This is a genomic window from Streptomyces sp. NPDC051243 (assembly GCF_044455405.1).
In the GTDB taxonomy this organism is placed as follows: Bacteria; Actinomycetota; Actinomycetes; order Streptomycetales; family Streptomycetaceae; genus Streptomyces.
Genome location: NZ_JBITES010000011.1, coordinates 249,220 through 261,239 on the forward strand (window position 1 = coordinate 249,220; position 12,020 = coordinate 261,239).

Here is a 12,020-nt window from a genome sequence, read left to right on the forward strand (position 1 = left end):
ACCCGCCGCACGTGACCACCTGCATTCTCCGACAGGAGCCCTGGTACCGATGAACTGGCAGTGGATTGGCCTCGCCGTCTTCTCTGTCACGTTGCTGCCCGCCGGAGTTGCCCTGCTCACCAATCGCGTACCGCGGCGGCTGCGTCCTCGCCTTACCCCAACGCGTCCCTGCGGCCTGGCGTTCCTCGCTTTCTACGCCGCCGCGCCGCTCAACGCTCTTCCCCGCCTCGCGGGCGCCTCTCCCTTGATCATCTTGGCCGCCACTGCCGGGGCGATGGCAGTGACACTCACGGGCTCCATCGTGGTGATCGTCGCCACCCGGCGGACCAGGGCAGCCGCCCGATGACCGGCCGCACACGCTTGTGGCGGCACACCTGGTCGCTCACAGCCTGGTGGCTGCTGCTGGCCCTGGCTCTCTGGCTCCTTGGACAGGCCGTCAACCAGGCCACCTCCCTCACGGCATGCGCCGCCTCCTCCGCACTCATGGTCGGCATCGGGGAGATCGGCGACTGGCTGCGCCGACGCCGGGCAGCGCACCGTGGACAGGCGGGTGCCGCTGCCGAGAGGTCCCGATCGCACCACATGCAGGGGTAAGCCGGTGCTTTCTCGTTGGCGGGATGCCGGAATCAGCACCGCTGCCTGCTGGGCTTCCTCCTCGCCGCGAGTAACCGCGGCCTGGGCTGATGAGCACAAGATCGGCTGGCTGCCTTCCGGCTGCGTCGCCATCGGAGGCGCCATGCTGGGCGTCGAGCTGGTCATGGCCGGGCGACCCCTCTGCCCGGCCGGCTACGGCGTGCGATGTGCCGGGTGCCTCCGCCCGAAGGAGGCATCGACGACCGGCCGTCACGGTGTACTGCTCCCCGGGGGCGTGCAGATTCGTTGTTGAGTCGTCCTGTCGGCACGTGGTCGCGGCGGCTGGAACGTGCGGGGGATCACCGGTCCGAGCTCGTCGGCGCAGACGACCGTCGCGCCCTCGGGCGGGCAGGTGTAGGGCTCGATGATCCTGGTCCTTTTCCCTCGAAGTCTGCGTCCTTCGAGCGGGTCCAGGACCGGGTGCGACGCCAGCGCCCCCCTCGGCCAGCAGGATCTGGCGGACCTGGCTGCCGCCGATCTCGATCCTCATCCGGCGGGCCTCTGCGGCCAGGGAGTCAAGGGTCCACTCCGGCGGCCCGGACTCCTCCTCCGCGGCCAGCTCACCGTCCGCCTGCACGGCCGGCCGACCCGGCGGCACCTGTTTGCCAGGCCGATGACCCTTGAGCGTTCCGCCTCACTGATCCGCCGCCTGCGGCCCCGCCCGCCCAGATCCTCCAGCCCATGCAGGCCCATGAGGTTGAAGCGGTGCAACCAGCGGCGAACCGTATTGGGGCTGCATCTCAGCTCGTCCGCGATGGCTGGCACCCGCAGCCCGATCCAACTCGACTCGACCATCCTAGCCCGCAGCAGCAGATCTCGCGGCGCCTTGCGCGTTCGGGACAGCCAACGGACGATCCGTTGCTCGCTCTCGTCACGACTCGGCCTCGCTCGTAACACCACCGTCCAGCACCCGCCCCCGAGCACCCGAACCACCCCGCCAACAGCACATATACCCAGCGAAAGAGGAAACCAGCACTAGGCCGCTTCGTTCGGATCACCGAACCCTTGGCATGTGAGCGCGCTCATCGAGTGCGGCGCCTCCGACGGCCTCTGTAGCCCCACGGCGACATCGTCGCCCTGGCCTCGACACCTGGCTTCGCGCGAAGGGCTATCCGCCCGACCTCACCCCGCCCCAGGCAGAAGCGCCATGAGCAGACAGCTAGACCAATTGCCCCTGGGCTCCATCGCTAGGCAAGGCTCCGTGCCACACCGGGGGCCGGAAACTGCTTTCTCTACTTGGTCACCCCACGCTCATACGTCTGCCCACCGAACTGTGGCTGACCTGGTTGAACGACGAGACGGTCATCGCCCGTTTCGAAGCCAGGTCCTACATCCGCTCGACAACTCAATACTGGCCGTGGCTGGGCGCAGTCAGCCCAACAGGCCATGGATCTCTCCGGCGCGGCGAGCCTCCCTGGCCCCTCGCGACGGGGCACGGTCCTGGCGCACCTATTCGCCTTCCAGTTGGCCCACGGCGTCAAAGCCGACCTGGATGGTCTGCCGCGAGGACCCCGTCGTCTGCCACACACGCGACTTCCACGGCTGTACCAACCCCGCCCACCTTCGGCTAGGTACAGCCTCCGAGAACCGAGCCGAATGGCAGCTCCGAATCACAACCCTCACGGTCCGCTCGCCGCCGTTCGAGGCGCCGCCAGCCGCACACGCGCCATCGCCCACGCGATCCGGACCGGCCTTCATGCGGGCGAGCCCCGGACCTGATCGAGGAACGCATCAGTGCCGCCGAAGAAGCCGGCCTCCCGCTCACACTCTGGTGAGCGGGACGGCTCCCGCGGCCGTGCTGCCCATCGCCGGTCGTCGGACCCGACCGCCAGTTTCGGCCTACCCGGTCTCGTCGTCAATCAGACCGTACGGCGGGTGCTCTTCGTCCCGGCTGAAGCGCACGATGACGTTCTCTTCCATCAGGTCGGGCGGGCTGTTGTCCGCGACGATCACCTGTGCTGTGTCTCCGCGATCCTGCAGCCACTGCCGGAGGAAACGGTAGAAGTCATCGATGCTGACGGCGTCAGCGATCAGGGAGTCGCGTGTTCCGCCATGGCCGAGGTTTTTCTGGGGACTGTCGATCATGAGGAAGCCGGGATGGGCAGCTCCCTTTTCGACAGCCACCTCAAACACAGCAAGCTGCCACGCGAGCGTGATCAATGTCCGTGCTCCGGAAGAAGCCTCTTGGTAGGGCTCGCCCCGCACGTGTGGCGTCAGGTCGTCAGCGATATGAGGCATGCTCAGCTTGGGGTAGTGCCACTCGGTGAGGAGCCGTGCGTAGCGCCTGCTGATTTCCCGTAGTACCTGGTCGCGGTCCACTGCCGCATCACCCAGGTTCGCTAGTTCGTCGCGCAGGTGCTGTAGCTGGGATTCCTGTTGAGTCACCTTGGCCGCCCGCTTCTCCAGTCCTTCTTGGAGTTTGGCGGCGGTGCTCAGTTCATCGATCCGGCGGTTCACCTGGATCTGCTGGCGATGCAGGTCATCACGAGCCGACAGGTAGGTCGATACGACCGGTCCCGTCGCTTCGTCCAGGGCTTTGGCCGCGCGTTGCTCTTCCAAGGCTGTGTCTGCTGCGCGTTTCTCGGCGGTGGCCAGGGACTGTTCGAGTTCCTCGATGTAGGTGGTGATTGCTTTGAGTCGGGCCTTCGTGGCGCGCGTCTCGGCAGCCACGTCCAGTCGTTCCTCATGGGGTGTCAGAGCGTCGGCTGCGGAGCCCAGATCTGTTGCTGGATCGGACCGCGACTGGACGGGGTGGTGGCACAGACTGCAGTGTCCGCCATCGGTGTGTGGAGGCTCCTGGAGGGGCTGCAGGCAGGCCGGGCAGATGCGGACACGCAACGGGTCGAAGAGGTGTTTGGCCTGTGCCAGCATGCCGAGCTTCAGCAGATCGTCAGCGTACTGAGCGCGAAGCGGAAGCATGCGCGCCAGTTGGGTCTCCTGATCCCGCAGAACAGCGGCCGCCGATTGTGCCTTCTCCGCTGCGCTGCGGTGCCTGGCTCGCAACTGCGTGGCGAAGTCCGTCGCAGCTCTCGCCTGGGCGTCGATGGCCTCAAGTTGTCGTGTGATGTCGGCGAGTTCCCGTTCGGCGACGAGACGCGTGTGCGCATCTGCGGGCCCCGTGTGCTGCTCCTCGACGAACGAACGAGCCGTGGCCAGTTCAGAACGCGAACGGTTCAACCGGGTTTCCAGCTCCCTGATCCGGGCCCCGATCTCGATCCGCCGATCGTCATGGACAGCAAAGACGACATCAACGACCTGACGCAGCTTGTGCTTGCGCATGAAGCTGTTCTCGAACAGGAAGTTCTTGTCCGCCACGCGCTCGTTGGTAAGGAACGTCAGCCACATCAGATCGCGGAAGCTGAGCGGGTCCGTGCGCGATTCGGTACTGGTCGGGGCTTCTCGGAGCTGCACACCTTCCAGCCCGCAGTGGCTGAGCAGGAGTGTGGAAAGGCTCTGGGGATCGCCGGCTGGGTCGATCGGCCTGCGCTCCGCGGTTGAGGCTGCCGCCTCGTCGAGGCGGCCACGGCGCACGAAGGCACTTGTCGACGGCTCCCCGACCGCGCGTTCGATCACGTGCGGCACACCGGAGAGTTCGACTTCGAGCAGGGATGCCCTGACCTTGCGCATGATCTCCGGGTGGCGAGGGTGTCTCCTGGCCCCGAGGCCGTAGGAGATGAACTCCAGCACGGCGGTTTTTCCAGAGCTGAAGGCGCCGGAGATGATCGACAGGCGGCGGACGTCCCCGTCACTGGTGAAGTCGACGTCGTAGTTGCGGTCGATCCCGACGAGTCGCAGACGCCTGATGCGGATTCCGGTGGTGGCGCTCATTCGACCTCCATCCAGAGGGGCGTCATGGTGTGCAGGGGTTGGCTCGCGGAACCGACGATCTGCGCCAGCGCCGCGCCGGGGTTTCGAGCGCTGTCCAGGCGCAGCCAGGTCACCGACTCCTTGCGCAGGCGGGTGTCGCTCATGCGCTTGAGCTTGCCCACGATGATTTCGGCCGCGGTGGAGAAGGATGTGGCGTAGGTCGTGGTGAGGTGGGAGCTCAGGTGACGGCCGTGGTCGGTGATGCTGTAGAGCAGACTTCCCTGCTGGGCTGTGACGGTGCAGCAGCCGTAGGCGACCAGGAGGCTGAGATCGTGCTGGATGCGTTCCCGGCGGCTGGTGAAGCGTTGTCCGGACGAGGCATACGACAGTGTGCGGGGGTCAAAGCCGGCGAGCCTGAGCAGCGACGCCTCCCGGCTGTCCGCGTCAACAACCAGGAAGGGGTTGGCTGAGAGGAAGTCGTAGTAGCCGATTCTCTCCAGGGTCGCTCCAGGCAGGTCCTGGCCGGCCAGAGCCTCCAGGAGGAGTAGCAGCTGCGCGAGCCGGAACTGCACCTCGTCTTCCGGCATCGCGACCGGGCGATCAGCCTCCACTACTGCCCCTTCTGTGTTGAGTGAGTCATCCGGTCTCGTAAGTCGGCCAGGTTCATGGGTCGGTGTGGGCTTCCGCGATCGTGCGCCAGTGCTTGACCCATCCCGCCTTCCGGTTGTCCACCAACCGGTGCACGAGTCCCCACGCGTGGAGCAGATCCAGCCGCAGAATCTTCGGCAGCTGCGGGTGTTCTGCCCTCACATCGGACCAGACCGATGCATGCAGGCTGGGGAACTTGTCCTCCGCCCAGCACTGGTTGAACCGGGCCTCCCACAAGCCGTGCAGGGTGGCATCTGCCGACGTGAGCGCCTTTAGTTCTGCGGGCATACCTTTGTGTGCGATTTCCCGGGCGACGACGTCTGCATTGAAGAACTGGCGCTTGGCGGAGTCGAGTTCAATGTGCCCGGCTTCCTTCATCTGCAGGATGAAGAGCGCCGACTCCAATGCGGTTGCCTTGTCGTCGTCGACTTCGACGAGGTCACGTGGCTCCTCAGTCGACGGCTCCCCGCGGTACGCCTCGTAGTAGCCGCGGCGGACGTCATCGGCCTCGGCAGTGCGGAGCAGCTTGGTCAGCCGGGTCTCGTCCCACAGGTCGATCACAAGGTTGTGCGCTCGCTCCTGCCGCTTCTTCCAGCCGTCCCACCAGGCCGTGGTGGGACCGTCCATGCTGGAGGGGATACACAAGATCCACATCCTGACCGTATGACCCTTGTCCGCGGCAGTGTCGAGAACCGACTTTAGGGACTCGCGGATCTGCTGTTGATGGCTCTTGTCCGTGGTCGGAAAAAAGTACTTGGACTGCCAGACGCTGATTTCACCGCCAAGGTCGCCTGCGAACGCGTCGATACCCCAATCGCCGGGGTTCGCAGCGATCATTCGCACGCCGGGCGTGATGGATCCGGCCAGCTCAGTGACCATCTTCTCGAAGTCATCACGAGCACCACCGAGACCGCCAGTCCGGACAATATGCGCGGCGAAGCTAATGGGGGGCACCCCTGCTGCAACCGCCTTAACGTCTTGCACTGTCCCCCCGCCAGTCGACCCGCCCCTCGTCTCGGGGCTTCCCGTTCACTCCCGCGACATAGGGTTTGCACCGACCGTAACGGCGGGCTTCCAGTCGATCAAGCCTGTTGACCAGCGTCCCACGGATCCCGGGGATCTACCGATCCCCATCATCCCGGTCCCGGTGTGGCCGGTTGTCGGTGACGGTGGCGTACGTGCTGCTTAAACCGCGGAACTGGAAGCAGTGCCTTGGTAACGAAGCGGCGAACGGGTCAGGCAACGGCGACGATGTCCACGTGACCGGCAGGCAGTCAGCAGCGGCAGCGGGCTGCGATGTCAACGGGTCAGGAGGGTAACGGCGGAATGGGCGAGGGCAGCGGTCTCCTGCGGTGTGCCGTCGATCGGGATGGCCACGCCCGCTTCGTCGTCGTCCAGTGGTTCCAGGTCGGCGAACTGCGATTTGAGCAGGTCTGGTGGCATGAAGTGGCCCCGTCGCGCGGTGGTCCTTGCGGCGATCAGCTCAGGGGAGCCGTCGAGGTGAAGGAAGTAGACGTGCGGAGCGGCGGAAGCCAGCCGGTCACGGTAGCGGCGCTTGAGCGCCGAGCATGTCATCACACCTCCGCTGTCCGCATGGCTGGCCAGCCATTGTGCGATCTCGTCCAGCCAGGGGCGGCGGTCTTCGTCATCGAGCGGGTGGCCGGCCCGCATCTTCGCCACGTTGGGTGCGGGGTGGAAGTCGTCCCCCTCGGCGTAAGGAACACCGAGGTCCTGTGCCAGGAGTTGGCCCACGGTGGTCTTTCCAGAGCCCGACACGCCCATGACGATGACCAATGGAGCGGTGTTGCGCGACATCCAGGGCCTTCCTTCCGGCCTTGTGTCTACAGCTCGATGACCACCTTGACGTCATCGGGTTGCGGCGTGAACGCCTGCGTTGCGTGCTTCAGCCGCACCCGCCGGGTGATCATGCGCTCAAGCCATGGCAGGTCGGCCTTCGCCAGCGCGTCGGCGGCCTGGCGGTAATGACGCAGGTTGGCGTTGACCGAGCCCACCACCGCGTCGTTCTGCAGCACGATCTCCCTGTTGATGGCGCCCGCGTCCACGGTCATCCTGCGGCCTGCGGGCGACACACCGGTCAGGCACACCACCCCGTAGGGCGCGGTGCCCGTCAGCGAGGCGAGGACCGGCTCGTTCGCGCCCGTGGCCTCGATGACGACATCCGGGCACACCGCGGAGACGACCTGCTCGACGTCCTCCGCGTGGTAAGTGGCGCCCAAATCCCGCACCAGAGCGGGCTTGGGCCCTTCGGTCACCCGGTCGAGTACATGCACCTCCAGTCCGCGCTGTGTGCCCAGGAGGGCGGCCAGCAGACCGATGGGCCCCGCACCCATCACCAGGGCGCGACGGGGCTCAAACCACGAACGGGCACCGACACGCTCGACCTGTTCCCATGCCTTGGCCACCACGGAGATCGGCTCCATGAGCACACCGACGTGCTCCAGATGCGGCGCCAGCTTCACCGCGTATTCGGCTTCCACGCACCACGCCTGCGCGCCGTAGCCGTCCATCTCTTTGATACCGCGTTCGGTGTAGCGGCCGTTGCGGCACATATCGAACTCTCCATGGGCGCAGGCCCCGCACGGCTCGGGGTCCGGACGGCGCACCACCCCGGCGACCAGGTCACCGGCCGAGAACCCGCTGCCGGGCGGCGCCTGCCGCACCCGCCCGAGGGACTCATGCCCGAGTACCAGCCACTCACGGTCCGCAGGGGCCCAGCCGTACTCGCCTCGGACGATCTCCTTGTCCGTTCCGCACACCCCCACCGCCAGGCCCTGCACCAGCAGCTCACCGGTGGCCGGGACGGGGTCGGGCACCTCCCGTGCCTCTACGGAATCCTTCTCGCCGGGCCTTATGGTCAATGCGCGCATCGCCAATCTCGTCCCTCTCGTGAGGCGGGGGGCGTGTCAGGAGAACCATGCTTGGGTGGACAGTTCCGGCTGGATCCCACGCTGAACCCGGCCGAGCACGACGGCGCTGGATATGAGCCCGACGTGGCTGAGAGCCTGGGGAAAGTTGCCCAGGAAAGCTCCTGTCCCGGGATCCATCTGCTCGGGGAGGAGACCCAGAGGGCTGGTGTATGAGCAGAGCCGTTCGAAGAGGTCTGCGGCTTCGTCGAGGCGGCCCTGTCCTGCCAGGTTGTCCACGAGCCAGAAACTGCACAGGACGAAGGCGCCCTCGGGCTGATCCAGTCCGTCCGGTGACTGCTGGGGAAGGTAACGGTAAAGAAGGCCCCCGCCGCCGTCGAGCCGACTTGCTATCGCGTCCGTGGTGGCGACCATGCGGGGGTGATCCGCGGGTACGAGGCGTCGTAGCGGCAGAGCCAGCAGTGAGGCGTCCAGACCGCCGCCGGTGCCCAGGTGCTCCGTGAGTGCGCCGATGTCCTCGTCCCAGGCTTCTCGCAGGATGTGGTCGGTCAGCCGCTGTGCTTCCTTTGCCCAGGCAACCGGGTCACCAGGCAGGCTCAGCCGGTGGGCGAGCCGGGCGGCCCGGTCCAGGGCGACTTGGCACATCGCGGCGGAATAGGTGAACGGGCGGCCTCGGGTGCGTACCTCCCAGATGCCACGATCGGGGGTGTTCCAGGCTCGACGGGCTTGATCCACCAGCACCGTAAGGCGCTTCCACAGGCTGTCGTCGAGCCGACCGCCTGTTGCCGCCCACTGGAAGGCGCAGTCAAGTATCTCCCCGTACACGTCATGCTGGATCTGGTCGGCGGCGGCGTTTCCCCAGCGCACTGGAGCCGACTTGCGGTAGCCCTCCAATTCCGTGTCGGCGGACTCCGGCTGAGGCGGGCGGCCGTCGACGTCGTAAAGAACCCGTGGCCGGTCGCTCCATTGGGCGGTGGCGAGTGCCCAGTGCAGGAATCCGCCGGCCTCCATGGGCAGTCCGATACGCCGCAAGGCGAAGACGGCGTAGGCGGCGTCTCGTATCCAGGTATAGCGGTAGTCCCAGTTCCTTGAGCCCCCGACGAGCTCGGGCAGGGACGAGGTGGGGGCCGCGACCATGGCGCCGTTTTCGATGTGGTCCAGCAATTTCAGCGTGATCGCTGAGCGTCGCACGAGGTCGGCCTGGGGGACATCGCGTATCACCTGGGCCGACCAGCGCCTCCAGGCACGGACGGTGTCCTCCAGCGCTCCGCTGACAGCCTCGTCCGAGGACCGAAGAGGTTCGTCCCAGCTCAGGGTCAGTGCCAGCTCCTCCCCCGCGTCCATGGGCACAATGCAGTCGAGGGCGGGCAGGGGGCGTGAGGATGCGAGGTGGAGAGAGAGCCCCTGCCGGGGGCACATGAGGTGCCAGCCATCGGTACGCCGCTCGGTGCGGGCATCACCGCGCGGTCGAAGGAGTACGCGCAGGTCGACGCTGCCTGCAACTACACGCACGTGTCGCGCCAAGGCTCCGGCCCCGGCCGGTGTGTCTTCTTCCAGAAGGGAATCCGGCCGAAGCAGGAACGCGTCGGTGACCTCAACCGTCCCTGTGGGGGTCGCCATTTGCGTGACGAGCACAGCGGTGTCGTCGACGTACCACTGGTGGCTGGCCCGCAGGTCCTGCGGGGCAATCAGGAATCGCCCGCCGCGGTCGGTGTCCAGCAGTCCACAGAACAGAGGCGGGGAGTCGAAGCGAGGCACGCACATGAACCCGACAGCACCATCCCGCCCCACCAGGGCTGACCCACGACCGTCCCCGAGCAACCCATGCTCCTCTATCGGAAGGTAGCCATCGCGTTCTTGCAACTGCCTCACCCCACTGTTGCCCTTGCCCATGCAGCTTCGCCTTCCGACCGAATGTGACGAGTGGCTTGCGGAGTGTTCAGTCGCCATCTCGCCCGGGGACGACGGCCACAGGGCACTCGGCTGTGTGCAGGACCTCGGCGCTGACCGACCCGAGAAGCAGCCTCTTCAGCCCCGATCGGCCACGAGATCCCACCACCAGCAGGGCAGCGTTGCGGGCGGCTTCCGCGAGAATCGTCGCCGGCCTCATGCGTTCTATACGTAGATCCGCCCGCACCGACGGATACTGCGCACGCCGCTCGGCCATCTCCTTTTCGAGGAAGTCCCGCGGCCCTTGCTCCAACACCTCGAAATCCGAAGGCACCATTCCCATCGGGCCGGTAGGCCCCATCGCCACAGGCTCGGCGCTGTAGACCACCTCCAGGTGCGCGCCCAGCAGGTCAGCTTCTCGATACGCGAAATCCAGGGGCTTCAGCAAAGCATCGGCCGGGTCCACTCCGACTACTACACGGTTGTCCGGCGGGCCACTGGTGTCTCCTGGGCGGATCACGATCACTGGGCAGTCCGCATGCGTGGCAACCTGCCAGCTGACCGAGCCGAGCGGTAGCCGCGGGAACCCACCGCTGCCCCGGTGGCCGATCACGAGCACGTCGGCATCCGCGGAACGCTCGATCAGTACGGCTGCGGCGTGCCCCACGGGAAGCTCGCCCGCCACGGTCAGGCCGGCGAACTCGGAACGCGCGAGGTCTTCATATCGCTCCACGAGCCGTGCCCCCACCTGGACCGCCGCGTCCTTCTCCCGGCTGTCTGTCGCAGAGCCGCCCGGTAGCGGGAAACGGATGGCATGGGCGACGTGGAGTCGACCTGTCCGGAGGGCCGCCTGCCGTGCCGCGAAGCGTACGATCTCCTCCTGGTCCGGGCCGTCGTCGACGCCGACGATGACGGGCCGGTCCTGTAGCGGGACGGCATCAGACATGGCTGCACTCGCTTTCCTTTTCGCTCCCACAAAGCACTGCAGCAGCGGGATTCAGCGAGTACCCGGGGCCGGGCGCGCTAAAGACGGCGGCGAATATCGCCGATGGGCGAGTGGGAGAGTGCGGCATCCGCTGCCACTGGCCGTACCGTGTCGGACCGGCGAGGCAACCGTGAACGGACCCGCGCCCTGCCTGTTCGGCGAACTGATCAAGGCCCGTTCGACCCGGACGATCAGAAGACGTCAGACCGAAGCCGCCTGGACAAATGGGGCCGGGGCGACGCCTGCAGGCTGCCGGTTGCCGACCTCGCGGAGCGTGATCCGCAATGGGGGGATGCGAGGGCCGTTGCGCGGCGCGCGGTGGCTGCATCCGGCGGCCTGGACGGTGGCGGTTCTGTGCTTGGCCGTCTGGCTTTTGCCGCCATCATGCGGAGCACCGTGCTCAATGCCGGCTTCTACGGCAAGGTCCTCGCGGAGGAACGGGCCTGCGAACGTCTGTACGACGAAGTGCTGGTCGCTCCGCAGAGCTAGGCCCTCACCCGTGACCTGCTGGCCCGCTGCCCGTGCCCGAGTCGGCGGTGGCATCCAAGCTGAAGACGGTGCTTCCACCGGAGACGCTGCGAGCCATGGCGAACCAGCAGATCACCGAGCTGATCGCCTACCTCCAAGGCGATCGGGACATCCTGCGTCTGGCAGTAGACGTCCAGCCGCTCGCGGAGAACGTCGGCAGGCTCGCCCAGACCTGTCTCGGTGACGCCGTCGCCTCGATACAGCAGCGGTCCGAGCCCGACTTCCAGGCATTCACCGGCTGCCTGGCGAAGACGGCGGCTCAGTTGGTAGGAGACGAGCGACCGGACGGGCTGCCCACTCTGGCGCACTCGCCCGACCAGGCGGAGCGTGCGGCGCAGGGCTTTCGGATGGGAGACAAGCGGCGCTGCCGACGGACAGCGGCGGCATCGGAATCTTGTGGAATCTCCACAAGGCAGCAGTGTGAGCGACGCCGCCCCTCCGCAACACGCGACTCGACCGCCAGCCAGGTCAGCATCGGTCCGGACACCACCGAAGCTGCAAACGCCTCCGTAAGCCCCGGAGCTTGGAAAAGAGCCCCCCAGCCGAGCCTGACGGGGTGTCAGCAAAGTCAGCATTAGGTCAGCAAGAGTCCTGCCACAGCCGCCCACAGACAGCCACACCGTGGAATCGCCAAGCGCACCGGC

Annotated in this window: 12 protein-coding genes; 4 read left to right on the plus strand and 8 right to left on the minus strand. The window is 66.7% G+C overall.

All coding sequences use genetic code 11. The annotated features are described in order from the left end of the window. The first annotated feature begins 49 nt into the window (after window positions 1-49). Together ACIBAG_RS28395 and ACIBAG_RS28400 are read left to right on the plus strand one after the other, a co-directional pair. The gene (locus ACIBAG_RS28395) at window positions 50-346 is read left to right on the plus strand and encodes a hypothetical protein (RefSeq protein ID WP_399108711.1); all 297 of its coding nucleotides are present in this window, start codon (window positions 50-52) and stop codon (window positions 344-346) included. After that, complete coding sequence (locus ACIBAG_RS28400) at window positions 343-594, plus strand: hypothetical protein (RefSeq protein ID WP_399108713.1); 252 nt, start codon at window positions 343-345, stop codon at window positions 592-594. Before ACIBAG_RS28395 ends, ACIBAG_RS28400 begins: the two co-directional genes overlap by 4 nt. A gap of 525 nt (window positions 595-1,119) precedes the next feature. Here the strand turns inward: ACIBAG_RS28400 and ACIBAG_RS28405 are convergent. From ACIBAG_RS28405 to ACIBAG_RS28440, 8 genes are all read right to left on the minus strand, one after another. Next, window positions 1,120-1,428, minus strand: a complete 309-nt coding sequence (locus tag ACIBAG_RS28405; protein ID WP_399108714.1) for a helix-turn-helix domain-containing protein — start codon at window positions 1,426-1,428, stop codon at window positions 1,120-1,122. A gap of 1,044 nt (window positions 1,429-2,472) precedes the next feature. Further along, window positions 2,473-4,461 carry a DNA recombination protein RecN gene (locus ACIBAG_RS28410; protein WP_399108716.1) on the minus strand — a complete coding sequence of 663 codons (1,989 nt, stop codon included), beginning with the start codon at window positions 4,459-4,461 and terminating at the stop codon, window positions 2,473-2,475. Next, window positions 4,458-5,051 (minus strand): ABC-three component system middle component 2, encoded by a 594-nt coding sequence (locus ACIBAG_RS28415; protein ID WP_399108718.1) that lies wholly within the window; start codon window positions 5,049-5,051, stop codon window positions 4,458-4,460. Before ACIBAG_RS28415 ends, ACIBAG_RS28410 begins: the two co-directional genes overlap by 4 nt. 52 nt (window positions 5,052-5,103) lie before the next feature. Beyond that, window positions 5,104-5,967, minus strand: coding sequence for a serine/threonine protein kinase (locus ACIBAG_RS28420; protein WP_399108720.1), 864 nt, complete (start codon window positions 5,965-5,967; stop codon window positions 5,104-5,106). Window positions 5,968-6,387: 420 nt separating this feature from the next. After that, window positions 6,388-6,903 (minus strand): gluconokinase, encoded by a 516-nt coding sequence (locus ACIBAG_RS28425; RefSeq protein WP_399108722.1) that lies wholly within the window; start codon window positions 6,901-6,903, stop codon window positions 6,388-6,390. 26 nt (window positions 6,904-6,929) lie between these two features. Next, window positions 6,930-7,976 carry a glucose 1-dehydrogenase gene (locus ACIBAG_RS28430; protein ID WP_399108723.1) on the minus strand — a complete coding sequence of 349 codons (1,047 nt, stop codon included), beginning with the start codon at window positions 7,974-7,976 and terminating at the stop codon, window positions 6,930-6,932. A gap of 36 nt (window positions 7,977-8,012) precedes the next feature. Continuing rightward, a complete protein-coding gene (locus ACIBAG_RS28435) occupies window positions 8,013-9,866 on the minus strand; it encodes a glycoside hydrolase family 15 protein (protein WP_399108725.1) in 1,854 nt (617 codons plus the stop codon). Window positions 9,867-9,912: 46 nt separating this feature from the next. Continuing rightward, a complete protein-coding gene (locus ACIBAG_RS28440) occupies window positions 9,913-10,809 on the minus strand; it encodes a universal stress protein (RefSeq protein WP_399108727.1) in 897 nt (298 codons plus the stop codon). A 102-nt stretch (window positions 10,810-10,911) separates the two neighbouring features. On the opposite strand from ACIBAG_RS28440, the gene ACIBAG_RS28445 reads away from it, so the two are divergent. Together ACIBAG_RS28445 and ACIBAG_RS28450 are read left to right on the plus strand one after the other, a co-directional pair. Further along, window positions 10,912-11,337 carry a hypothetical protein gene (locus tag ACIBAG_RS28445; protein WP_399108729.1) on the plus strand — a complete coding sequence of 142 codons (426 nt, stop codon included), beginning with the start codon at window positions 10,912-10,914 and terminating at the stop codon, window positions 11,335-11,337. Window positions 11,338-11,432: 95 nt separating this feature from the next. After that, entirely contained in the window at window positions 11,433-11,954 is a 522-nt protein-coding gene (locus ACIBAG_RS28450; protein ID WP_399108731.1) for a hypothetical protein, read from the plus strand. Window positions 11,955-12,020 lie beyond the last annotated feature (66 nt).

What these genes read in the sequence shown, in the direction of transcription:
- ACIBAG_RS28425 (WP_399108722.1), bottom strand. Translation starts at nt 6,903, where the DNA reads ATGTCGCGCAACACCGCTCCATTGGTCATCGTCATGGGCGTGTCGGGC.
- ACIBAG_RS28400 (WP_399108713.1), top strand. Translation starts at nt 343, where the DNA reads ATGACCGGCCGCACACGCTTGTGGCGGCACACCTGGTCGCTCACAGCC.
- ACIBAG_RS28445 (WP_399108729.1), top strand. Translation starts at nt 10,912, where the DNA reads ATGGGCGAGTGGGAGAGTGCGGCATCCGCTGCCACTGGCCGTACCGTG.
- ACIBAG_RS28435 (WP_399108725.1), bottom strand. Translation starts at nt 9,866, where the DNA reads ATGGGCAAGGGCAACAGTGGGGTGAGGCAGTTGCAAGAACGCGATGGC.
- ACIBAG_RS28395 (WP_399108711.1), top strand. Translation starts at nt 50, where the DNA reads ATGAACTGGCAGTGGATTGGCCTCGCCGTCTTCTCTGTCACGTTGCTG.
- ACIBAG_RS28450 (WP_399108731.1), top strand. Translation starts at nt 11,433, where the DNA reads ATGGCGAACCAGCAGATCACCGAGCTGATCGCCTACCTCCAAGGCGAT.
- ACIBAG_RS28420 (WP_399108720.1), bottom strand. Translation starts at nt 5,967, where the DNA reads ATGGTCACTGAGCTGGCCGGATCCATCACGCCCGGCGTGCGAATGATC.
- ACIBAG_RS28410 (WP_399108716.1), bottom strand. Translation starts at nt 4,461, where the DNA reads ATGAGCGCCACCACCGGAATCCGCATCAGGCGTCTGCGACTCGTCGGG.
- ACIBAG_RS28430 (WP_399108723.1), bottom strand. Translation starts at nt 7,976, where the DNA reads ATGCGCGCATTGACCATAAGGCCCGGCGAGAAGGATTCCGTAGAGGCA.
- ACIBAG_RS28440 (WP_399108727.1), bottom strand. Translation starts at nt 10,809, where the DNA reads ATGTCTGATGCCGTCCCGCTACAGGACCGGCCCGTCATCGTCGGCGTC.
- ACIBAG_RS28405 (WP_399108714.1), bottom strand. Translation starts at nt 1,428, where the DNA reads ATGGTCGAGTCGAGTTGGATCGGGCTGCGGGTGCCAGCCATCGCGGAC.